Source organism: Streptomyces sp. NPDC007971, assembly GCF_042958635.1.
Taxonomy (GTDB): Bacteria; Actinomycetota; Actinomycetes; order Streptomycetales; family Streptomycetaceae; genus Streptomyces.
Window position 1 is genome coordinate 44,372 of sequence record NZ_JBIBJK010000021.1, and the last position, 21,817, is coordinate 66,188.

General features: G+C 71.4%; 18 protein-coding genes and 2 pseudogenes. 11 read left to right on the plus strand and 9 right to left on the minus strand.

Features of this window, described 5'->3' with window-relative positions; translation table 11 throughout:
• Positions 1-130: 130 nt before the first annotated feature.
• Positions 131-538 carry a CoA-binding protein gene (locus tag ACFZCP_RS34905; protein WP_391435781.1) on the minus strand — a complete coding sequence of 136 codons (408 nt, stop codon included), beginning with the start codon at positions 536-538 and terminating at the stop codon, positions 131-133.
• 146 nt (positions 539-684) lie between these two features.
• Here ACFZCP_RS34905 and ACFZCP_RS34910 point away from each other — a divergent pair, with 146 nt between their 5' ends.
• The 5 genes and pseudogenes from ACFZCP_RS34910 to ACFZCP_RS34930 all read left to right on the plus strand — a co-directional run bounded on the left by ACFZCP_RS34910 (position 685) and on the right by ACFZCP_RS34930 (position 7,275).
• Entirely contained in the window at positions 685-1,503 is an 819-nt protein-coding gene (locus ACFZCP_RS34910; protein WP_391435784.1) for a hypothetical protein, read from the plus strand.
• Positions 1,500-2,036: pseudogene (locus ACFZCP_RS34915) on the plus strand (SixA phosphatase family protein); the annotation flags it as partial. The gene ACFZCP_RS34910 and the pseudogene ACFZCP_RS34915, both read left to right, overlap by 4 nt.
• A 354-nt stretch (positions 2,037-2,390) precedes the next feature.
• The gene (locus ACFZCP_RS34920; RefSeq protein ID WP_391435787.1) at positions 2,391-3,017 is read left to right on the plus strand and encodes a YigZ family protein; all 627 of its coding nucleotides are present in this window, start codon (positions 2,391-2,393) and stop codon (positions 3,015-3,017) included.
• A gap of 107 nt (positions 3,018-3,124) precedes the next feature.
• Complete coding sequence (locus ACFZCP_RS34925; RefSeq protein ID WP_391435790.1) at positions 3,125-4,288, plus strand: exonuclease SbcCD subunit D C-terminal domain-containing protein; 1,164 nt, start codon at positions 3,125-3,127, stop codon at positions 4,286-4,288.
• A complete protein-coding gene (locus ACFZCP_RS34930) occupies positions 4,285-7,275 on the plus strand; it encodes an AAA family ATPase (protein WP_391435794.1) in 2,991 nt (996 codons plus the stop codon). Before ACFZCP_RS34925 ends, ACFZCP_RS34930 begins: the two co-directional genes overlap by 4 nt.
• A 255-nt stretch (positions 7,276-7,530) precedes the next feature.
• On the opposite strand, the gene ACFZCP_RS34935 is transcribed toward ACFZCP_RS34930, so the two are convergent.
• Complete coding sequence (locus tag ACFZCP_RS34935) at positions 7,531-7,746, minus strand: hypothetical protein (RefSeq protein WP_391435797.1); 216 nt, start codon at positions 7,744-7,746, stop codon at positions 7,531-7,533.
• 407 nt (positions 7,747-8,153) lie between these two features.
• Here ACFZCP_RS34935 and ACFZCP_RS34940 point away from each other — a divergent pair, with 407 nt between their 5' ends.
• The 4 genes and pseudogenes from ACFZCP_RS34940 (at position 8,154) to ACFZCP_RS34955 (ending at position 12,853) form a co-directional block, all read left to right on the plus strand.
• Entirely contained in the window at positions 8,154-10,826 is a 2,673-nt protein-coding gene (locus tag ACFZCP_RS34940) for a tetratricopeptide repeat protein (RefSeq protein ID WP_391435800.1), read from the plus strand.
• Positions 10,827-10,893: 67 nt separating this feature from the next.
• Entirely contained in the window at positions 10,894-11,034 is a 141-nt protein-coding gene (locus tag ACFZCP_RS34945; RefSeq protein WP_391435803.1) for a hypothetical protein, read from the plus strand.
• 401 nt (positions 11,035-11,435) lie between these two features.
• Positions 11,436-11,720, plus strand: a pseudogene (locus ACFZCP_RS34950) (integrase core domain-containing protein); the annotation flags it as partial.
• Between the two features lie 428 nt (positions 11,721-12,148).
• Positions 12,149-12,853 (plus strand): DUF4097 family beta strand repeat-containing protein, encoded by a 705-nt coding sequence (locus tag ACFZCP_RS34955; protein ID WP_391435807.1) that lies wholly within the window; start codon positions 12,149-12,151, stop codon positions 12,851-12,853.
• 781 nt (positions 12,854-13,634) lie between these two features.
• Here the strand turns inward: ACFZCP_RS34955 and ACFZCP_RS34960 are convergent.
• Together ACFZCP_RS34960 and ACFZCP_RS34965 are read right to left on the minus strand one after the other, a co-directional pair.
• Positions 13,635-14,021: a hypothetical protein gene (locus tag ACFZCP_RS34960; protein ID WP_391435810.1), complete on the minus strand. Its 387-nt coding sequence runs from the start codon at positions 14,019-14,021 to the stop codon at positions 13,635-13,637.
• A gap of 526 nt (positions 14,022-14,547) precedes the next feature.
• Positions 14,548-14,994, minus strand: coding sequence for a winged helix-turn-helix transcriptional regulator (locus ACFZCP_RS34965; RefSeq protein ID WP_391435814.1), 447 nt, complete (start codon positions 14,992-14,994; stop codon positions 14,548-14,550).
• A gap of 94 nt (positions 14,995-15,088) precedes the next feature.
• On the opposite strand from ACFZCP_RS34965, the gene ACFZCP_RS34970 reads away from it, so the two are divergent.
• Positions 15,089-15,562 carry a rhodanese-like domain-containing protein gene (locus tag ACFZCP_RS34970; protein ID WP_391435818.1) on the plus strand — a complete coding sequence of 158 codons (474 nt, stop codon included), beginning with the start codon at positions 15,089-15,091 and terminating at the stop codon, positions 15,560-15,562.
• Between the two features lie 26 nt (positions 15,563-15,588).
• Entirely contained in the window at positions 15,589-16,104 is a 516-nt protein-coding gene (locus ACFZCP_RS34975; RefSeq protein ID WP_391435822.1) for an Imm21 family immunity protein, read from the plus strand.
• A gap of 52 nt (positions 16,105-16,156) precedes the next feature.
• Here the strand turns inward: ACFZCP_RS34975 and ACFZCP_RS34980 are convergent, their stop codons facing one another.
• From ACFZCP_RS34980 to ACFZCP_RS35000, 5 genes are all read right to left on the minus strand, one after another.
• Complete coding sequence (locus ACFZCP_RS34980) at positions 16,157-17,386, minus strand: cytochrome P450 (protein ID WP_391435825.1); 1,230 nt, start codon at positions 17,384-17,386, stop codon at positions 16,157-16,159.
• 57 nt (positions 17,387-17,443) lie between these two features.
• Entirely contained in the window at positions 17,444-18,832 is a 1,389-nt protein-coding gene (locus ACFZCP_RS34985; RefSeq protein ID WP_391435828.1) for an FAD-dependent oxidoreductase, read from the minus strand.
• Positions 18,822-19,064 (minus strand): 4Fe-4S domain-containing protein, encoded by a 243-nt coding sequence (locus ACFZCP_RS34990; RefSeq protein WP_391435831.1) that lies wholly within the window; start codon positions 19,062-19,064, stop codon positions 18,822-18,824. Before ACFZCP_RS34990 ends, ACFZCP_RS34985 begins: the two co-directional genes overlap by 11 nt.
• 185 nt (positions 19,065-19,249) lie before the next feature.
• Positions 19,250-19,933, minus strand: coding sequence for a hypothetical protein (locus tag ACFZCP_RS34995; protein ID WP_391435835.1), 684 nt, complete (start codon positions 19,931-19,933; stop codon positions 19,250-19,252).
• Positions 19,934-20,113: 180 nt separating this feature from the next.
• A complete protein-coding gene (locus tag ACFZCP_RS35000) occupies positions 20,114-21,805 on the minus strand; it encodes a DUF885 family protein (protein ID WP_391435838.1) in 1,692 nt (563 codons plus the stop codon).
• Between the last annotated feature and the right edge of the window lie 12 nt (positions 21,806-21,817).

Consider the following 21,817-nt stretch of genomic DNA (forward strand, 5'->3'; position numbering starts at 1 on the left):
CTCAGCAAAAGACTACTTACCAAAACTTGACCCAGGATCTTGTCCGTCTTGGGGACAGCCTTCTCACAGGTCAGACACCCAACCCGAATGTCAATATTCAGCGGCTAATTGTGATGAAGAAGGAGTGACACTAGGTCAAGAGGGGAATTTCGATCGCCGGGCACCGGTCCATGACCATCGCGAGACCCGCCGCCCGGGTCCGGGCGTAAGCGGTTTCGTCGACGACGCCGAGCTGGAACCACACCGCCTTCGCACCCTTCACGACGGCCTCGTCGGCCACCGCTCCGGCCAGCGAACCGTTGACGAAGACGTCGACCACGTCCACCTCGAACGGGATGTCCGCCAGGGAGGGGTAACCGCGCTCGCCGTGTACTGTCTGTGCCGTCGGATGCACGGGCACGATCCGCTTGCCGTACCGCTGCAGCACCTGCGCCACGCCGTACGCGGCACGCTGCCGGTTGGTGGACAGGCCCACCACGGCCCAGGTGTCACCCAGCTCGGTCAGGATCCTGCGGATGGTCGCTTCGTCGCCGTACACGGCCGCCTCCTCGGGCTGCGCGGGGGAGTTCTCGGCTGCACAACAGCGCCCGCCAGCTGCGGATTCCCCATCCGGAGCCCCGCCACGGTGTCCGGAATCGGCGCAAGGTGCCTGCGTACGGACGCTCGCGCGCCTACGCTCGGGCCGTGCTGCGCATCCTCGACGCCCGAACCGGTGAGCCCGTCTCCGCCGCGCCCGCCCGCCGCGGCCTGACCCGTATCGAGGCCTACGCCTCGGACCTCGACCTGACCGCCCTGCGCGTGCTGCTCACCGCCGACCTTCTCGTCCGCGCCCTGGAGCTCGGCGGCACTCCCGTCTGGACCATCCTCACCGCGCCCCGCCGGACCGCGGAGCTGCGCGCGGCCGCGACGGCCCTGGCCATCCGCCCCTTCGAGGACGGCCGCGACCTCGCGTCCGGGCTGGGCGAGTCACAGGTGATCCACGTGGTGGCGGAGACCACCGAGGACCCTCCTCCCGAGGGTCCCCTGCTGGCCGTCGCCCCGGCGATCCCCGGGGAGATCCCGGCCCCCGCGCCGGGCGAGACCCCTGCCGCCGCGACCGCCCCCGCCGCCGTGCCCGGCGCGAGGGGCGGTGACCTCCCTGTCGATCTCTCCCTCCTCCTCTCCGACCCCGCCTCCCTGCGGCTCGCTCTCTTCTGCGTCCCGCGGAACACGGCCGTACGGCTGGACGCCGGCCGGCTCGCCGAGGCCGCACGGACCCTCGACCACTGGCGGCACGCCGTCGCCGGGTGGGCGCGCCGCCCCTCGCGGCCGGTGCCCGACGAGGTGCGGGCGCGTCTGCGGGCCGCCTGGGAGGACGATCTGGATCTGCCCGGGGTGCTGGACGTCCTGCGGGGCGTGGAGCGCACGCCGGGGCTGCCGGACGGCGCACGGTTCGAGACGTACGTCTACGCGGACCGCCTGCTCGCCCTGGACCTCGCTCGCGACCTGGGCAGCCTCGCATGATCGAGCGCGCGGGCACGGGCCCGCTGCGCCGGCTGGTCGTGCTGCGGCATGCCAAGTCCGCCTGGCCCCCGGGTGTCGAGGACCACCGGCGACCGCTGGCCCCGCGCGGCCTCAGGGACGCCCCGGCCGCCGGACGCGCCCTCGCGGAGTCCGACTGCCTGCCCGACCTCGCCCTGTGCTCCACCGCCGTGCGGGCCCGTCGTACCTGGGAGCTGGCCTCCGGCCAGTGGGGCACACCGCCGCCCGTGCACTACGACCGGCGGTTGTACGCGGCCGACGTGCCCGACCTGCTGGAAGTCGTGCGCGAGGCACCTCGCGAGGTGGAGACGCTGCTGCTCGTCGGGCACAACCCGGGGCTGGAGGAGCTGATCGTGGCGCTGGCCGGGGACGGGCTCGACGACGCACTCGACCGGGTGCGGGTGAAGTTCCCGACCTCCGGGATCGCCGTGCTGGCCTGGCGCGGCACCGGCTGGCCGGCCCTCGCCCCGGGCGCGGCCCTGCTGACGTCGTTCACCGTGCCGCGCGGACGGAAGGACAAGGCCAAGGCCAAGGCCCGGGATAAGGGTGACGACAAGGTGCGGGATCAGGAGCCGGGGCCGGAGCGGACCCGCGAAGGTGAGCGGGGGCCGGACCAGGAGCGGGGCCCGGAGTAGGAGACCGGGAGCCGGAGTGGAGGACGAGGGCCGCAGCTAGGGGACGGGGGAGAGCAGCACAGGCATCCGTCCGGCACCCACGCGACCACCACCATGAGCACAGGGACCACGCGCCGCTCTATGCGGAGGTCTCATGAGACCCGGCTGGCCGGAGGCATCGCAGCCCCGTACTCGAACATCCCGCGAAGCATCCGCCCCGGCGGAACGTCCTTAACTACGGATTAGGCTGGCGGGATGCAGGACGAGTACCGCACAGTCGCCCGCGCGGGCGTGCACGAGACCGAGATCAACCGCTCCCGCTTCCTGTGCGCCCTCGCCCCGGCGGCCACCGAGCAGGAGGCCCAGGAGTTCGTCGCGGCCGTCCGCAAGGAGCACGCCGACGCCACGCACAACTGCTGGGCGTACGTCATCGGCGCCGACGCGTCCGTGCAGAAGGCCAGCGACGACGGCGAACCGGGCGGCACGGCGGGTGTCCCGATGCTCCAGATGCTGCTGCGCCGCGACATGCGGTACGTCGTCGCCGTCGTCACCCGTTACTACGGCGGGGTCAAGCTCGGCGCCGGCGGGCTCATCCGGGCCTACGGCGGAGCGGTCGGCGAGGCCCTGGACGAACTGGGCACGCTCACCCGGCGGCGGTTCCGGCTGGCCACGGTGACCGTCGACCACCAGCGTGCGGGCAAGGTCCAGAACGATCTGCGGTCCACCGGGCGCGAGGTCCGGGACGTCCGCTACGGCGAGGCCGTCACCATCGAGATCGGCCTGCCCGACGCCGACGTGGACGCCTTCCGAGGATGGCTCGCCGATGTGACGGCGGGCACGGCCGGGTTCGAACTGGGCGGAGAAGCCTACGGAGATGCGTGATATTACCCCTCAATCGGACATAACGGGCGCATGGTGGGCGGGTCATGGCGGGCCGATACGGGAGTAACCGCCCGTGATGTCAGACCCGGCCGTTAGTCTCGGGGATCATGAGACTCCTGCACACGTCCGACTGGCATCTCGGCCGGGCCTTCCACCGGGTGAACATGCTCGGGGCCCAGTCCGAGTTCGTCGGTCACCTCGTCACCACCGTGCGCGAGCACGCGGTGGACGCGGTGGTCGTGTCGGGGGACGTGTACGACCGCGCGGTGCCCCCGCTCGCCGCGGTCGAGCTCTTCGACGACGCCCTGCACCGCCTCGCGGACCTCGGCGTGCCCACGGTGATGATCTCCGGCAACCACGACTCGGCCCGCCGGCTCGGCGTCGGCGCGGGGCTCATCGACCGCGCGGGCATCCACCTGCGCACCGATCCGGCCGCCGTCGGCACCCCGGTCGTGCTGACGGACACCCACGGCGACGTCGCCTTCTACGGGGTGCCGTATCTGGAGCCCGCGCTGGTCAGGGACGAGTTCGCGGTGGAGAAGGCGGCCCATGAGACCGTGCTCGCCGCCGCGATGGACCGCGTCCGCGCCGACCTCGCCACCCGCGCGCGCGGCACCCGTTCCGTCGTCCTCGCCCACGCCTTCGTCACCGGTGGCCTGGCCAGCGACAGCGAGCGGGACATCACCGTCGGCGGAGTGGCCGCCGTACCGGCCGCGGTCTTCGACGGCGTCGACTACGTGGCGCTGGGACATCTGCACGGCAGCCAGACCATCACCGAGCGGGTGCGGTACGCGGGCTCCCCGCTCGCCTACTCCTTCTCCGAGGCCGACCACCGCAAGAGCATGTGGCTCCTCGACCTGGACGCCGACGGCTCCGTCACCGCCGAGCGCGTCGACTGCCCGGTGCCACGTCCGCTGGCCCGCATCCGCGGCACCCTCGACCACCTCCTCGCCGACCCCGGGCTGGCACACCACGAGGACGCCTGGGTCGAGGCCACCCTCACCGACCCGGTCCGCCCGGCCGACCCCATGGCCCGGCTCACCGAGCGCTTCCCGCACACCCTCAGCCTCGTCTTCGCCCCCGAACGCGCCGACGACGACCCCCAGGTGTCCTACGCCCGGCGGCTCGCGGGCCGCAGCGACCAGCAGATCGCCCAGGACTTCGTGGCGCATGTGCGCGGCGCCGGGCCGGATCCGCGCGAGGCGGCCGTGCTCGGCGAGGCCTTCGACGCGGCGCGCGCCGATGCCACCGTCCGGGAGGTGGCCCGATGAGGCTGCACCGGCTCGACATCACCGCCTTCGGCCCCTTCGGCGGTTCCCAGGCCGTCGACTTCGACGCCCTGTCCGCCGCAGGACTCTTCCTGCTGCACGGGCCCACCGGCGCGGGCAAGACCTCCGTCCTCGACGCCGTCTGCTACGCCCTCTACGGCTCCGTCCCCGGCGCCCGGCAGAGCAGCCAGGGCATGAACCTGCGCAGCGACCACGCCGAACCGCGCACCCGCACCGAGATCCGCCTCGAACTCACCGTCGCGGGGCGCCGGCTGGAGATCACCCGGCAGCCGCCGTGGGAGCGGCCCAAGCTGCGCGGCAAGGGCACCACGGTCGACAAGGCCCAGACCTGGCTGCGCGAGTACGACGCCCCGGCCCGCGCCTGGAAGGACCTCAGCCGCTCCCACCAGGAGATCGGCGAGGAGATCACCCAGCTGCTGGGGATGAGCCGCGAGCAGTTCTGCCAGGTCGTCCTGCTGCCTCAGGGCGACTTCGCCCGCTTCCTGTGCGCCGACGCCGAGGCCCGAGGCCGGCTGCTGGGCCGCCTCTTCGACACCCAGCGTTTCGCCGACGTCGAGAAGCGGCTCGCCGAGCGCCGGCGCGCGACCGAGGCCCGGGTGCGCGAAGGCGACGCCACGCTCCTCGCTGACGCCCACCGCATGCAGCAGGAGGCGGGCGGCACCATGGAGCTGCCCGAGCTGAGCCCCGGCGAGCCCGGCCTCGCGGAGGCCGTCCTGGAGACGGCCGCCGTGGCCCGCAGCACCGCCCGCGAACACCTCACCCTCGCCCACTGTCGCCTGACGGCCGCCGAGTCCGCCCACGCCGCGGCCCAGCACGCCCTCGGTGACACTCGCGAACTCGCCCGGCTGCAGAGCCGGTTCACCGAGGCGCGGCGACGGGCCGCACTCCTGGAGGAGCGGGCCGGTGAGCACCGCGAGGCACAGCGGCGCATGGAACGCGGCCGCAAGGCGGAGACCGTCGCGCCCGCCCTGGAACTGCGGGACGCCGTCGAGAACGAGCACCGCAGGGCCGCCGCGAGCGAGGCAGGCGCACGCAGGCTCCTCCCCGACTCCTTCGCCGACGCCACTCCCGCGGGCCTCGCGGCCGCCGCGCGCAGCGCCGCCGAGCAACTGGGCGGCCTGGAATCGGCCCGGCGCGCCGAACAGCGGCTCGCCGAACTGACCGACGAGCGCTCCGGGCTGGACCGGCAGGAGCGCGCCGACGAGGACGTCCTGCGCGAGGCCGAGGCCTGGCTCGCCGACTGGGACGGCACGCGCGCGGCCCTCCAGGCCCGCGTCGAGTCCGCCCAGGAGGCCGCCACCCGTGCCGAACAGCTCGCCGTCCAGCGTGAACCCGCGCGCAGGCGCCTGGAGGCCGCCCGCACCCGCGACGCGGCGGAAGCCGACCTGGAGGAGGCACAGCGCCGGCTGCTCGCCTCCGGACAGCGGGCCCTGGACGCGCGCGCCCACTGGCTCGACCTGAAGGAACAGCGCCTCAGCGGCATCGCCGCCGAACTCGCGGCCCACCTCACCGACGGCGAGCCCTGCGCCGTCTGCGGATCCGCCGAACACCCCGCGCCCGCCCGCAAGGTCGCCGGGCACGTCGACCGCGAGGCCGAGGAGCGCGCACTCGCCGACAGTCGGCGTGCCGACGAACAGCGCGCCGAGGACGAGCGGCGCCTGGGCACCGTCCGCGAGGCGCTGGCCGCCGCCACCGCCGAGGCCGGTGAGATGCCCACCGAGCGCATCGCCGCCGAGGCCACCGCCCTGGAGCAGGAGTACACGCGCGCCCGCCGGGACGCCTCCGCCCTGCACACCGCCCACGAGGAACTGCGACGGGCCGAGCACGAGCGCGAGCGACGCCTGGCCGACCGCCAGCAGGCCGCCGTGCGGACCGCCTCCCGGCTCACCCGCCGCGAGAGCCTGGAGCGCGAACAGGCAGCTCTGGAAGAGGAGTTGACGCAGGCGCGCGGGACCGCCGCCAGCGTGACCGCCCGCGCCGCCCAGCTGGAGCGGCAGGCGGCACTGCTCACCGACGCCGCCGACGCCGCACGCGCCGCCGAGGACACGGCCCGGCGGCTGAAGGACGCCGACGCCCGCCTCGCCGACGCCGCCTACCGCGCTGGTTTCGACACCCCGCAGGCCGCGGCCGCCGCCCTCCTGGACGACGCGGCCCATCGCGAGCTGCAACACCGCCTGGACGAACGGCAGTCGGAGGAGGCGGCCGTACGGACCGTCCTGGCCGAGGCGGACACCGCGGCCGCGGCCCAGCAGCCGCCCGCCGACCTCGCCGCGGCCGAACGGGCCGCCACCGAGGCGGAGCGGCGACTGCGCACGGCCGCCTCCGCACGCGACGCGGCCGCCCAGTGCTGCACCGAGCTGGACCGGCTCTCCGCCCACGCCACCGAGGGTGTACGCCGGCTCGCCCCGCTGCGCGAGGAGTACGACCGGGTGGCCCGTCTGGCCGCCCTCACCGCGGGCACCTCGGCCGACAACGAACGCAAGATGCGGCTGGAATCGTATGTGCTGGCGGCCCGCCTGGAACAGGTCGCCGCCGCCGCGACGGTCCGGCTGCAGCGCATGTCCTCGGGCCGCTACACCCTCGTCCATTCCGACGACCGCACCGGACGCGGCCGCAGCGGCCTCGGCCTGCACGTCGTCGACGCCTGGACCGGCCGCGAACGGGACACGGCCACCCTGTCCGGCGGTGAGACCTTCTTCGCCTCCCTCGCCCTCGCTCTCGGACTCGCCGACGTCGTCACCGACGAGGCCGGAGGCGTCCGGCTGGACACCCTCTTCATCGACGAGGGCTTCGGCAGCCTCGACGACCAGACCCTGGACGAAGTCCTCGACGTCCTCGACTCCCTGCGCGAACGCGACCGCAGCGTCGGCATCGTGAGCCATGTCGCGGACCTGCGGCGACGGATCCATGCACAGCTGGAGGTGGTGAAGGGGAGATCGGGGTCGACGCTGCGGCAGCGGGGTGTCTGACGGCTCGCGAACCTTCAGCTGCTGCCGCGACGTTGCGGCCAATGGGGGATGGATTTGTACCTGTCTTTCCGTACCTTTCCTTGATCTTCTTTGCCCTTCTGTCCCCCGCCTGCCCCCCCCGGACAGCCCCCGGAGCAGCCATCGCATGATTCGGACCTGTGGGCTTGTCCGTCGTCGCAGGTGGCGGGCAGCGAAGGTTTCGTGACTACCGCTGTGAGTTCGCGAACCTGGTGGTGGCTGTCACAGCTTGCCCTGCTACGCGGTCTGCGACTTGAACCGCCGAACGGCGTGCTCGAAGCCACCGGGTTCCTGGCCCAGGAGGGTCGCGGTTTCCTCGTACACCGCTTGCAGTTGCTCGTACGTCAGGCCCGAGACGCCGGCATCCGCGGCGAAGGCGCGAAGGTGTACGTCGATGGCGACCTGCGAGCGGCCGACGAGGTTCCCGATGTAGTCCACGGTCTTTGGTCCCACACCCTTGACTGTGCGCAAGGCAGTGCGGCTGGCCTGGTCGTTGAGCCACGCGTGAAGGTCTGCCCGGGAGTCGACGCCGTTTGCAGCCAGGAGGGCGGTGATGCCATGGGCTGTTGCGATCCTGCCAGGGCTGTTGAAGTGCATGGCGGCGGCTAGGTCTTCCGTGGCGAGGCGTGCCTGGAAGCCGCGGACCGTCGCGGCGTCGGGTAAGGGGAGCGATCGGTGCTGCTGGGTGCCGCTGAAGCGTGACTGTGTGACCAACGGTCACAGCCCGTCACCGGAGCTCCGATTCGTGACGGGGTGGTGACGGCTTGCCGGAGGGGATGAAGGCGCCTCATGCCTTGGCGCGTCGGGCTTTGTTGCGATTTTGTACGCGTGGCTTGGCCTTGGCGGGTGACGGGTAAGCAGTGCTGCGGTATCAGGCGGTCACGCACCGCTCGATCACCGATGGGGGAGAGATGCTCGCTGAGGCACTGGCCGCTGCGGCAGCGGCCGGCGGAACCGCAATGGTGCAGGCCGCAGGCACGGACGCCTGGGCTTCTGTGCGTTCACGCATCGCCCGGGCTTTCGGCCAGGGCAATCCGCGGGTGGAGGCCGCGGTCTCTGCAGAGCTGGATCAGGCTGCAACGGCAGTACGAGGCTCCCCGGAGCAGTTCGCTGCCGTGCGGCGGATGTGGCAAAGCCGCTTCGAAGGCCTGCTGCAGGAACTCGACCCGCCGGAAAGGGAGATGGCGGCTCAGTTGCTCCGTGAGGCGGCAGCGGTTTCCCAGGTGACGGCCGCGGTCGGCCCTCACTCCCTCGCTGTCAGCGGCCGCCTCGAGGTGAGCGCGGATCCCGGAGGTGTAGCGGCCGGAGTGGTTGAGAGTGCGTTGGCGGTCCGCCGCGCCGGGGTGGCCGCCGGACAGGTCGAGCAACTCAACGTGTACTTGCAGAAGCAGATCCAGTTCGCCGCAGCGATCCTCACCCCTCCCTACGGCCGACGCGATCCCGCGCATCCCCTACGGGGGAGGGATATCTTGCTTGCTGAGCTGGTAGACCAGTTGACGGATGATCACCGCGACGGCCGCGTTCACGTCCTGCACGGCATGGGCGGCGCCGGCAAGTCGGCCTTGGCTCTGGAGATCGCGTACCTCGCGAGGCAGACGGGATCGCGTATCTGGTGGGTCCGCGCGACAGACGGCGAGGCCCTCGTCTCCGGATTGCGCACCGTGGCCGTGCAAGCAGGAGTCATCGAAGAGGAGTTGGGAACCCACGACCTGGGCGATGCCCTGTGGGCCGTGCTCAACCGGTCCGCCGAGCCCTGGCTCCTGGTTGTGGATGGCGCCGACAACACTGCCCTTCTGGACGGATCCGGCGCCCTGCACGAGAACACCGGACTCGTCCGCGCCCACCAGTCCCCAGGTCTCGTCCTCGTCACCACCCGCGAGGCCAGCGCCGCCGCCTGGGGGACCAGCGCCGTGCTGCACCGCGTCGCCGGCCTCCCCACCGCTGAGCCCACGGCAGAGTCCACGGCTTCCCCTTCCGCTGCCGCGGCCGTCCTCCTTGACCAAGCCGGCCCCGGCTGCGGCTCTCCCCAGGAAGCCGAACACTTGGCCCGCCGCCTGGGAGGCCTGCCCCTTGCCCTGCGGCTGGCCGGTGGCTACCTCGCCGAAGCCAGAGAACAACCCTGGCCCTCTGCAGACACGATCTCGTCATTCCTCGCCTTCCAACACGTCCTCGATCAGGACACTGCCAGCAGCCTCGAACCCCTCGTCATCGTCAGGAGCACGCTGATGCTCAGCCTGGAACGCCTGGACAGCAGCGGCATCCCTGAGGCGAAACCCCTGCTCAGCCTCCTCGCAGCCTTCGCGGACGCACCCCTGCCTTACGTCCTGGTCCTCGCCCCTGAGGAACTCGAGCAGATTTCGGGTCTCGAGCACATCGACGGCACCCGCCTGTGGCGCGCCCTGAAACTGCTGGCAGAGCTGAACCTGATCGAACTGAACACGCAGTCCACCGCCGTGCCGCTGCTGCATTTGCACCCACTCGTTCGCGACACCCTCCGCGCACAATTCGGCAGCGAGCCCGAGGCAGCAGCCCGTCGCCTCATCAACCGCGCCAGCACCCGACAGGGCAGCATCGACGACCCTGCCACCTGGCCGCGCTGGGAGATGCTGGCCCCGCACGCGTTCTTCCTCCACCGGCATGTCGTGCAGCAGTCGGCGCCGCCCGCCGACGTCATCGCGATCGGCACCGCTGCGCTGCAGGCCGCACGCTACCTGGACCGCCGAGGCCTCTATCCCCAGGCAGCCTCACGTGTCCTCGAAGTCTTCGAGGGACGCCGGGAACTTCTCGGTGACGATCACCGCGCCACCATGGCCGCTCGTCTCAGCCTCGCCCGGGAACACCGCAAGCAAGGCGACCTGGACGCCGCCGACCGGGAACTCGAGGAAGTGGTCCAGTACCTCAGCCGCACCCTCGGGGACGACGACCTGGACACGGCCGAGGCCCGTCACACCTGGGCGATGGTCCTGCGCGAACGCGGCGACCTCGCCGCGGCCGAGCGCGAGTGTCAGGCAGCCGAACGAGTCCGCACCGCCATCCTCGGCCCGAACCACCCCGACACCCTTGCAGTCGCCTACAGCCTCGCCCGGATCCACCGCGAACGCGGAGAACACACCCGCGCCCTCGCCGCGTACGAACGCGTCTATCAAACACGACGCTCACTGCTGGGCGACCTGCACCCCGACACCCTGGCCACCAGGCACAGCCTGGCGTGGGTAGCTCGGCGACAGGGGCACCTCCACACAGCCGAAGCGGAGTTCAAAGAGGTCTATGCCGCACGCCGCCGTATTCTCGGTGACCACCACGCCTACACCCTGCTCACCCGAACCGAACTCGCCCTGCTGGCCTGGGAAACCGGTGACCGCGAACACGCCCAGCACGAACTCCAGGAGATCCATGCCCTGCGTGAACGCACCCTCGGCAGGGAACACCCGCACACCCGCTGGACCCTCCAAGCCCTGCATCAACTCCAGAACCATTCAGCCACGGCGCCCACACCAGGCGTCCGCCACCTTCCCGAACCGCCGAGCTTCTGAGGGGGACAGTTCGCGTGCCCGCGATCAGGGCGAGGAGTACGGGCCTGCACTGGCGCGGGCTGGGGGCTTGTCGCTGGATCAGGTCGCCGCGTACCGGGACGTGGCCGTGCACAACGCCGCAGTGAAGTCGGGCGATGCGGACGCCCAGGAGATTCGGGCCCGGCAGGCGGTGATCCGCCTTCACAGGCTGGAGCGGCGCGCCGAGTAGCGCCGGGCGATGGGGGCATGCTGAAGCGTGCGCAGAACGGTCGCCGCCGGCTGTCATCGGCCCGCCGTCATCCGCGAGGAAGTCTGCGAGCCGACGTGTTGTTCGCTCGGTCCAGGTTCCAGCGCCAGTCGGCGACGGGGATCTCGGCGGTGAAGTTCCTTCTGGGTGTGCAGATCAGAGACGAGCGTCGCGATGGCCTGCCGACGTTTCGCCTCACGCCAGCCGTACTTCTCGGTGAGCGGCGCGTCGTCGGGTCTGCTGCACGATCGGATGACGTCTGATCTGGTCTGCCCTGTGGGGCGGGTGGGAAGGATGTCGCTGTGCCCAAGCCTCATCCGGAAGAGTTCCGCGAGGATGTCGTACGGGTCGCGCGGAACCGCGGAACCCCGGTCCGGGCGTGACGGTCGAGCAGGTGGCCGCCGACTTCGGAGTGGCACCGGATCGTCGGCTCGATAGGGAGGGTGGGGGCGGCAGGCGACAACGCGGCCATGGAGTCCTTCTTCAGCCTGCTGCAGAAGAACGTCCTCGACCGTCGGGCGTGGGCCACCCGCGAGGAACTGCGGATCGTGATCGTGACCTGGATCGAGAGGACCTACCACCGACGCCGCAGACAAGCCTCGCTCGGCCGGCTGACCCCCATCGAATTCGAGACCGTCATGACCACACCGGCCCTTCAGGTCGCGTGACCGAACCCGTCACCCAAACCTGCAGCAGCCCCAACAGGCAGATGGCCTGGCGCAGGCAGTGCGGAAGCAGTGGGGGGAAGAGGCCAGCCTCCGGCGCATGAATGACCCCTACTCGATGCCTGTGTCCTGGCAAGCGGCGCCGCCCGACCTCGTCGAGACGTGGCCTCAATTGCGGGCGGCCGCGCTGGGATGGCCAGAAGGCCCGACTCCCGTGCCAACTGGCTGGGCTGCTCTGATTCCGCTCGCACGCAATCTCCTCATGGCGGCTGTGGTCGACGTGAGGGTCAGCCCAGTCCCGGGCATTGGGGGGATTTCCCCATCGTGGGCGGGACTGTGGCTGCGTAAAGTCGCAGTGACTGATCACCGATCCAACTCGCTCCAGACGGGGGAACTTCATGCGACGCCTACAGACGCGTCTCCTTGCAACGGTGGCTTTCGCTGCTCTCACCGTCGGCGGGCTCTCCGCATGCTCGGCCCTCGACCAGAAGACCTTCGAGGACGATGCCAAGGTGCCCCAGAAGATCTCCTCGATCCGTCTCGACACCGGGAACGGCGGGGTGAAGGTGGACGCCTCGGCGGATATCTCAACGACCTCCGTGCACCGCAAGGTCAACTACCGTGGTGACAAGCCGAGTGGCACCTCGTTCAGTGTCGAGAACGGCGTCCTGACGCTCTCCGGCTGCGGCAAGAACTGCGGCGTCGACTACGTCGTCAAGGTGCCCGCCGGTCTTGCGGTGACGGGAGGCACCTCCAACGGCAGTCTCGCACTGACCGATGTCGGCATGGTCGACGTGCACACGAGCAACGGCGAGATCGCGGTGAACAAGACAACGGGCCCGGTGAAGCTGCGCACGTCCAACGGTGACGTGAACGTCAAGGACGCCCAGGGCGGCGACATCGACACGCAGACGTCGAACGGCGAGGTGACGATCCGGACGGCCACCCCACAGAACATCAGGGCCCGCACGACCAGCGGCAGCCTCACGGTCACGGCCCCGCCCGCCAACTACCAGATCTCGGCGAACGACTCCCACGGCGACAAAAAGGTGGCGTTCAGGAACGACCCGTCGGGCAAGTACCGCTTGGATCTGTCGACAACGAACGGGGACTTGACTGTGGAGTCGGCAGGCTAGTGACCTTCTTCGGAGAGGCCACTGATCACAGCCTTTCAACCGTCGCTCTTCCGCCTCCCTTTCGGCACCTTCATCTTCGGCTCGGGCGGCGAGGTACTCGGCCCAGTCACGTCTGGCGTAGGCGACCCAGCGGAGCGCGGTGTGGCGGTGCATCCCGGTCACGTCGGCGAGGATCGGGCTGGGGAGATCAGCAGCGAGCGCAGCCAGCGCCCACCGCAGATTCGGCTTGATGTAGATCGTCGCTGAAGGACCGAGTGGTCATGTCTGGGGGCGCCTTCCTGATCGCTGATGAGGCGGAGGTGTCCGCTCTGCCCGTGCTGGCCGCTGGAGCCGGTGAGGACGTGGGGAGCTAGGGGCTGTTGCGAAAGTGGATCTTGTTCGTTGATGATCACCTGTCGTGGGACGTGGTGATCTGACGAACGGCCAGTGGACCAAGATCCACCTCGCGGTCGAGCAGGGGCAAAAGCCCCTGTCGGTGGTGATCACGGCCGTTCGCGCTGGACGGGCGCCCCCCTCAACGAACTTGAGCACACGCCATGCACGAGCACGACGCGTTCCTCGACGGACGCCGGCCGCTCCGTCGCGTCCACCGCGCCCCGAGGGGTCAACACGTGCCCTCGGTAAGGGCGTTGGAGCCGACGACGAGCGATACCAAGGCTCGCGCAGTTGCCTTCCGTTTGCCGCCGGTACTGTCGGCTGCCGCGATCCGGCTTGGGAAGCGCAATCATTCGGTCCTGCTTCCCGCGGCGCGCAATCATTCGGTCCGGCTTCCGACGTGCCATCACTCGTTCGTCGTGATTTCGGATATGTGCACCGTGGACGGGGTGCCCTCGTCCCATGGGTGAGGCTTCTCGTAGGGCACGCTGACCGACCCCTCGGTGGTCGCGCGGGTCTCCACACGCTTGTGGACGCTTCTGGTTGTTCCGTTGCCGAAGTCGAAGACGATCCGGTAGGTGACCGGCTGCGGCTGGTCGTTGTGGACGGCGTAGTCGGCAGTGAACACCTGACTGTCGTGCTGGTAGGAGACGCGGGAGTCGGTGATCCTCACCGGCTCGTCCTGGCCGGCATCCGGCCGGGAGTCGTCGTTCATGCGGTGCCCGAGCCAGGCCGCGGCCGTGAAGGTGACAGCTGCGGCCGTGCACCAGGCGAGGAGGATCTTTCCGCTCACTGTCGTGATCCCTTCGTGCGGTGGCGTCCCGGCACCAGGGACCGCCGGGGCAGGACGCGGCAGACTGCGTGCCGGACGGACCGGGCGTGAAGCGGAACCCGAGCCTCTGCACGCACTGCCGCTTGCGGATGTCCCTGGCGTTCTCGACGTCCACGACGTCCGGGTGGCCGAGCGTGCGGTCCGCGAGCGGCAGAGGCGTACCCCCGTGTTCTCACCGCCCCGGCCCGCTGGGTCAGCCGCGGAATTCGGCTGGGTGGTCTGGGCCAATCCGTCCGCGGCCCGGCCACTGTAGCCCCGGCCACGGCACGCCGATCAGGTGCCGGCGGCGGCATGGCAAGAAGCAGCCCACCGCCTCGTGCAAGCGGACCGACGACCGGCGCAGGGCCTGAACTGTGTGATTCCCGGGAAACGGAGGAAGGGGCGAGTCGGCGGATCACCAGGGCGATTGTCCATTTCCCGGCTCTCGTCCACGACGTGCTCGCGCCGACGATCACCGGCGGGCGTGCCACCGTGGTGCCGGGTGAGGTCAGTGGCCCAGCGGGCGCCGGGGCAGCGGTGAGGAGTACACCACGCTGGTGGTCACCGAGCCCAGCGCGCCGATCCTCCCCGAGATCTCTTCCAGATGGGACATGGACCGGGCGGTGACCTTGATGACGAAGCAGTCGTCGCCGGTCACGTGGTGGGCCTCCAGGATCTCGGGGGTCGCGGCCACCAGGTCGTGGAAGGGCCGGTAGTTGCCGTTCGGGTACCTCAGGCGCACGAACGCGAGGATCGGCAGACCGACGCGCTCGGGGTCGACGACCGCCGCGTACCCCTGGATGACACCCGCCTCCTCCAGGCGGCGCACCCGCTCGGTCACCGCGCTCGGCGACATGGAGACGGCGCGCGCCAGCTCGGCGTAGCTGGCGCGTCCGTCCCGCTGGAGGACGTCGAGGATGCGCCAGTCGGTGGCGTCCGGGGAATACGCGGTCATCCAGGATGAATAGCAGGGAATTCCACGGCCGGACAAGAGGAAGCCCGGGGATCGTCCCTTCAGGGAACGGTACGCAGCCCATAGATTTCCAGTCATGATCACTGACTCCGTGAACCCCGTTCTGCGCGTCGCCCCCGCGCCCTGCGCCGAGGCCGCCGTCCACTTCCGGGCGAGCCTCGCCTTCCACGCCGACGTCTCCGACGTGGCCGCCGCGCTCGCGGCCGGAGGCGACCCGGGCTTCGTCGTGGTCGACTCCCGCTCCACCGAGTCCTGGGACCAGGGGCACGTCCCCGGCGCGATCCACCTGCCGACCGCGCTCGTCCCCGAGCAGGCCGAGCAACTCCTCGACAAGTCCGTGCCGGTGGTCACGTACTGCTGGGGCCCCGGCTGCAACGGCGCCACCCGTGCCGCCCTCGCCCTGGCCGAACTCGGTTACCAGGTCAAGGAGATGCTCGGCGGCTTCGAGTACTGGGCCCGGGAGGGCTTCGCGTACGAGACCTGGCAGGGGCCCGCCCGCCAGGACGCCGATCCGCTGACGGCCCCCGCGGCAGGCGCGTGCGGCTGCTGAATCCCGCCCGTGTAGGTTCTCTGCCCATGGCTCGATACGCGGATCCAGGCGCGCTGGAGTGGGTGGAGTCGGGCGGCGGCCCCCTGATAGCGGTGCCGGAGACGGTACTGCCGTTCTGGGCGGGCGCCGACAGCGAGGAACTCGACACGGACTACGACCGTGCGTGCGAGGTCGACGGCTACGTCGGGCTGCTTCCGGTCGGCGACAGCGCGGCCCTCGTCCTCGGTGACGAACCGGCCTCCACCTCCTACCTGCCCGCCCATGGCACCTTCGTGCGCTGGTCGGCCGCGGACTCGGAGGACGACCTGCTGGCCCAGGTCCCCGCCGCGCTCGATGCGGCCGTGTGGGAGCCCGAGATCCGCTGGGACGTGCCCGGCCCGGTGGTGCTGTTCGACTCGGCCCGGCCGGGCGCCGCGGCCGAGCACGAGGAGCACCTGCGGGTCCCGCTGGCACCGGGCCCGTACGCCGTGCGCGCCGCGTACACCCGGCCGGGGCCGGAGACCTGGGTCGGTCTGGTCCAGCTCAGACGGCTCGCCCGCTGACCCGACCGCCGAGGGGAGTGCCCCCGGCGCGCCCGGCCGGGCGCGGGGGACGTCAGCGCAGTGACTCGAAGGTGATGTTCAGATGGCGCGGGCCGCGCAGCACCGCGTTCGGCCGGTACGGCGGCGGGTCCTCGACGAGCCGGGGATTCTCCAGCCGCCGGGCCAGCTCGGCCAGCGCGATCTGGGCCTCCAGCCGGGCCAGCGGAGCGCCGAAGCAGCTGTGGATGCCGCTGCCGAAGCCGAGGTGCTGGATGTCCTCGCGGTCCGGGTCGAAGCGGTCCGGGTCCTTGAACCGCTCCGGGTCCCGGTTGCCCGCGGCGAGCACCAGCCAGATGCGGGAGCCCTTCGGGATGGTGACACCGCGCACCTCGATGTCGGTGATGCAGGTGCGCTGGGGCACGAGCTGCACCGGCGGTTCGTAGCGCAGCAGTTCCTCGACGATCTTCACCGACAGACCCGGGTCCTCGCGCAGCCGCCGGAGGTGGTCGGGGTGGCGGAGCAGGGTGAGCATGCCGTTGGTGATCAGGTTGACGGTCGTCTCGTGCCCGGCGATGAGCAGCAGCACCGCGGTGCTGAGCACCTCCATGGTGGTCAGGGAGCCGTCCGGCCCCTGGCTGTTCACCAGGTCGGACAGCATGTCCTCGCGCGGTTCCCTGGCGCGCTGCTCCACCAGCCCGTTCAGGTACATGCCGAGCTGCAGCCGGGCCTCCTGCGCGGTCTTCTTGGACTCGGCGCTCGTGCGGGAGTCGGGGTCCAGGCCGGCGACGATCGGGTCCACCCAGGAGCGGAAGCGGGGCTCGTCCTCGCGCGGCACGCCCAGCAGCCGGCAGATGACCGTGACGGGGAAGGGGTAGGCGAACTGGTCGACCACGTCGACCTGCCGTGCGTCCCCGAAGCCGTCGATCAGACCGGTGACGATGTGCTCCAGTTCGGGCCGCATCGACTCGATCCGGTGCGGCCTGTGCGGCGGACCGAACGAGCTGTTGGCGATCCGCCGCAGCCGGTCGTGCTCCGGCGGGTCGAGCCGGATGAAACTCGGCGGCAGCCCCGTCGCCTCCGGCCCGGACAGCTCGTCGTCCCCCGCGGCGGTGACGTTGTTCTCGTCGGAGCTGATCCGCGGGTCGTGGAGGAGGTTCTCGATGTCCCAGTACGAGCTGATGACGTACGGACCACCCTCCTCCTCGTGCAGCACCGGCGTCTTGCGGAGCTCCTCGTACAGCGGATACGGGTTGGCGCGGTTCGCGTAGTCGGTGATCCGGCGCAGGAGCGAGGCGTGCGTCATGCGAAGTCCTTGGGGCGGGAAGGCCGGTGGCGGCCGAGGCGGGAGCCGGGCACCGGATCAGTGGCCCGGGGTGAAGACCAGCTGCCGGTCGGTCGGCGAGTAACCGCTCAGGGTCACGGTCGGGCCGTGGGTCGGCAGCGACGGGTCGGGGAATTCGGCCGGGACCGGCTGGCGGCCCTCGGGGCGGCGGTCCACCGTCGGGTACTCCACCGGGAACGGCGCACCCCGCTCGATCTCCCGCTGGTAGAACTCCAGCCACCGGGTGTTGTCGAAGCTCACCGCGGCGATGATGCGGCCCTGGTAGCCGTAGACGCCCACGAACCGGCGCTCGCCCAGTGAGCCCTGAGTGATCATGATCTGGTCGCCCATGGGCGGGACGCCGACGGACTTGATGTTCACCCGGAACTGCGAGGACCAGAAGGCCGGCACCCACAGGTGCGGGCGGCGGTCGCTGCTGGGGCTGATCATGTTGTGCGCGGCGATCTCGGCCTGCGCGACGGCGTTGCCCCAGTGCTCCAGGGAGAGGAACTGGTAGCCGAACAGCCCGTGCGGGGACCGGGCGACGTCGCCCGCGACGAAGACGTCGTCCGTGACGATGCCCCGGATGTCGAAGGCGCGGCACCCCGCGTCACAGGCGATGCCCCGGGGACCCGCACCGAGCTCCGAGCCCCTCAGCCACTCCGTGTTGCGCATCGAGCCGAGCGAGACGACGACGAGGTCCGTCTCGACGACGCTCTCGTCGGACAGATGGGCGGCCCTGACCCGGCCCACCGAGTCGCCCTCCAGGCCGGTCACCATGACACCGGTGCGCAGGTCCACACCGTTCTCGCGGTACATCTCCGCCGACACCGCGCCGACCACCCCGCCGAGGGCTCCCACCAGGGGCGCGCCCGCGCGTTCGGCCACGGTGACCGCGAGGCCCATCTCCCGGCAGGCCGAGGCGATCTCCGACCCGGTGAATCCGGCGCCGATGACGAGGACGCGGCGCGGCCCTGCCTTCAGCCGCCGGTACAGGGCGGCCGCGTCGCCGCGGGTCCGCAGCACGAAGACGCCGTCCAGCTGTGCCTCCGACTCCTTCGGCCAGGGGCGGGCGCGCACCCCCGTCGCGATCAGCAGGCGGTCGTACTCGACCTCGTCCCCGTCGGCCAGCCGCACCCGCTTCGCGGGCATGTCGAGACCGGTCGCCGGGACGCCGAGGCGCCACTTCGCGTCGATCTCCCGCAGGCGGGGCAGCTCGGTGTGCTGCGGATCCGCCTTTCCCAGCAGGACGGCCTTGGACAGCGGCGGGCGGTCGTACGGCTCGTACGGCTCGTCCCCGATCAGGGTCAGCTCGCCGGTGAATCCCTCGGCACGCAGGGTCTCGGCGGCCCGCAGACCGGCCAGCGACGCACCCACGATCACGATCCGGCCCTCGCGCCGGAGCCAGTCGAGGTAGTCAGCGGCCATCGGAGGCCTCCCGGCCGGACGCGGCGCCGTCCCCCGTGCCGTCCAGCCCGTCCGCCGTGATCGCCTGCACCGGGCAGGCGGCCACGGCACGTGCCAGCCGCTCGCGCTGTTCCTCCTCCGCGCGGGGGTTGTAGATCAGCGACTCCTCGCCGTGCATCGCGAAGACGTCGGGCGCGAGGAAGGCGCACTGCGCATACCCCTGACACTTGTTGAGATCGACGACGAGCCTCATCGACGCTCCGCCCTTCCGGTGGCCAGGTCCGGTGCGCACCACCGCGTCTCGCGCGGGCATCCCCGGACGGCGGTCATGTCCCGTTCGTCAGCATGGGAGCGGCGCCAGGGTCCCGCCCTTCGGGGCATGCCGTCCGGGTGAGGAGCCTCGCCCTCGTTCCGCCGGGCCCGGGCCCCGGGCGCCGGTCATGAGGGCGCCGCGCGGCCTGCCGCGGCGCGACGGCCGACCACGAGGATGTGGACGCTGAGCACCAGGGACCAGGCCGGGAACACCAGCTCGGACCAGGGGACGTTCGTCGAGACGAAGAGCAGCGTCAGGGCGGCGAGGAAACCCAGGACCGTCAGCCAGCGCGGCAGCACGCCGAGCCGGTGTCCGATCACCGACATCGAGCACACGAAGACCGCCGCCATCCGCATCGCGTACCCCGTCATCAGCGTGTACGCGAAATGGCGGCCGAAGTCCCAGGCGGCCGGCGCGGGCGGGGCCCCGGAGGGCTGCGCGAGCGAGAGGACGGCGGTGGCCGCCGCGGCCGCCCCGAACATCGTCGCGGTGAAGACGATGCCGCTGCCGAGGAAGACGGTGGCGAGGAACTTGTCCTCGACCGCTCCGACGTGAGCCCGGACGGAACCGACGAACCACAGGAAGAAGATGCCGGCGAACGGCACGAGCGCGACCGCGCTCTGCACCGCGCTGCGCCGCCAGGAGTTGGTGAACCCCGGGGCGCCGGCCGCGTCGGCCCCTTCGGGGATGCCCAGCCGGATCAGCACGATCGCCGCGCCCAGCAGCAGGGCGAAGACGACCCCGGCCAGCCCGGCGGCCCGAGGGGTCTCCAGCGCCTCCCGTCCCCGTCCCGGCCCCTTCGCCTGCATACCCGGCCCGCCTCTCCGAATCGGCCTGAGGCACCAGCAAGCCGCTTCGCCGACGCCCGCGCCACCGGGGGACGGCCGTACGGCCGAGCGGGTGTCACGGGTCTGCGGCCCCCGGTGCCGATCACGGGCTTGCGGCTGCGGGCTCCGGGGGCGGCACCCGGCATGGAGACCCCGGGGCGGTCAGAGCCGGGACAGCTCGTCCACCAGGTCGTCCAGGCCCAGCGACCCCTGGGAGAGGGCCGCCATGTGCCAGGCCTTCAGGTCGAAGGCGTCGCCGTGCCGCGCGCGGGCGTTCTCCCGGCCCACCAGCCAGGCCCGCTCGCCCAGCTTGTAGCCGATCGCCTGGCCCGGGATCGTCAGGTAGCGGGTCAGCTCGCTCTCCACGAAGTCCGCAGGGCGGCTGCTGTGCGCCCCGAAGAACTCCTCGGCCAGCTCCGGCGTCCAGCGCTCGCCCGGGTGGAAGGGCGAGTCCGCAGGGATCTCCAGCTCCAGGTGCATGCCGATGTCGACGATCACCCGGGCCGCGCGCATCATCTGCGCGTCCAGGTAGCCGAGCCGCTCCTCGGCGTCGGTGAGGTAGCCCAGCTCGTCCATCAGGCGCTCCGCGTACAGCGCCCAGCCCTCCGCGTTGGCGCTCACCCCGCCGATGGTGGCCTGGTAGCGGGAGAGGTCGTCGGCGACGTGCGCCCACTGGGCGAGCTGCAGGTGATGTCCGGGCACGCCCTCGTGGTACCAGGTCGACACCAGGTCGTAGACGGGGAACCGGGTCTGTCCCATGGTCGGCAGCCAGGTTCGGCCGGGACGCGAGAAGTCCTCCGAGGGGGCCGTGTAGTACGGGGCCGCCGCACCGCCGGGCGGAGCGATGCGCGACTCGACCTTGCGCACCCGCTCGGCGAGTTCGAAGTGCGTGCCGTCCAGTTCCTCGATGGCCCGGTCCATCAGGCCCTGCAGCCACTCCCGGACCTCGTCGACCCCCTCGATGTGCCGGCCGTGCTCGTCCAGGTGCGCGAGCGCCACCCACGGCGTCGCGGCGCCGGGCAGGATCCTCTCCGCCTCCTGCTTCATCTCGCCGAGGATGCGGTGGAACTCCGACCAGCCGTACGCGTACGCCTCGTCCAGGTCCAGGTCGGTGCCGTTGAAGTAGCGGGCCCAGCGCGCGTACCGCTCGCGGCCCACCGTGTTCGGGGCGCTCTCGGCGGTCGGCGCGTACACGTCCCGCATCCAGTCGCGCAGCTCCACCACGGCGGCGGTCGCCGCGCGGGCCGCCTCGTCCAGCTCCGTGCGCAGCGCGTCCGGGCCCGCGGCGGCGAAGTCCTCGTACCAGCCGCGGCCCGTGCCGTCGGTGTCCGACCACTCGGTGAGCTGCCCGACGAAGGTCGCGGTCGGCCGCGGCGCGGCGTACAGCTTGCGCTCCAGGCCGAGCGCCAGGGACTCCCGGTAGCCCGCGAGCGCGGCCGGCACCGCGCGCAGCCGCTCGACGATCGCGGCCCAGTCCTCCTCCGTCTGCGACGGCGTCACCGTGAAGATGTCCCGCACCGAGTGCCCGGGCGTGCTCAGGTTGCCGACCGCGCGCAGGTGTTCGTCGGCCTCGTGCACGGCCAGCTCGGCGGTCAGCCGCTCGCGCAGCAGACGCGCGCAGCGCCGCTCGACGTCACGGTCCGCGCCCGGCTGCCGCTCGGCCTCGTCGAGCCGGGCGAGGGTGGTCCGCGCCAGCTCCGCGAGGGCCTCCTGACCCTGCGGCGAGTAGTCGGGCAACCTGCTCGAACTCTCCTTCACACCCAGGTAGGTACCGGTGACGGGGTCGAGGGCGATGAGGTCGTCCACGTAGGCATCGGCGACCTGGCGGGGCAGCAGGTTCTGGATCTCAGACATGCCGCCCATCCT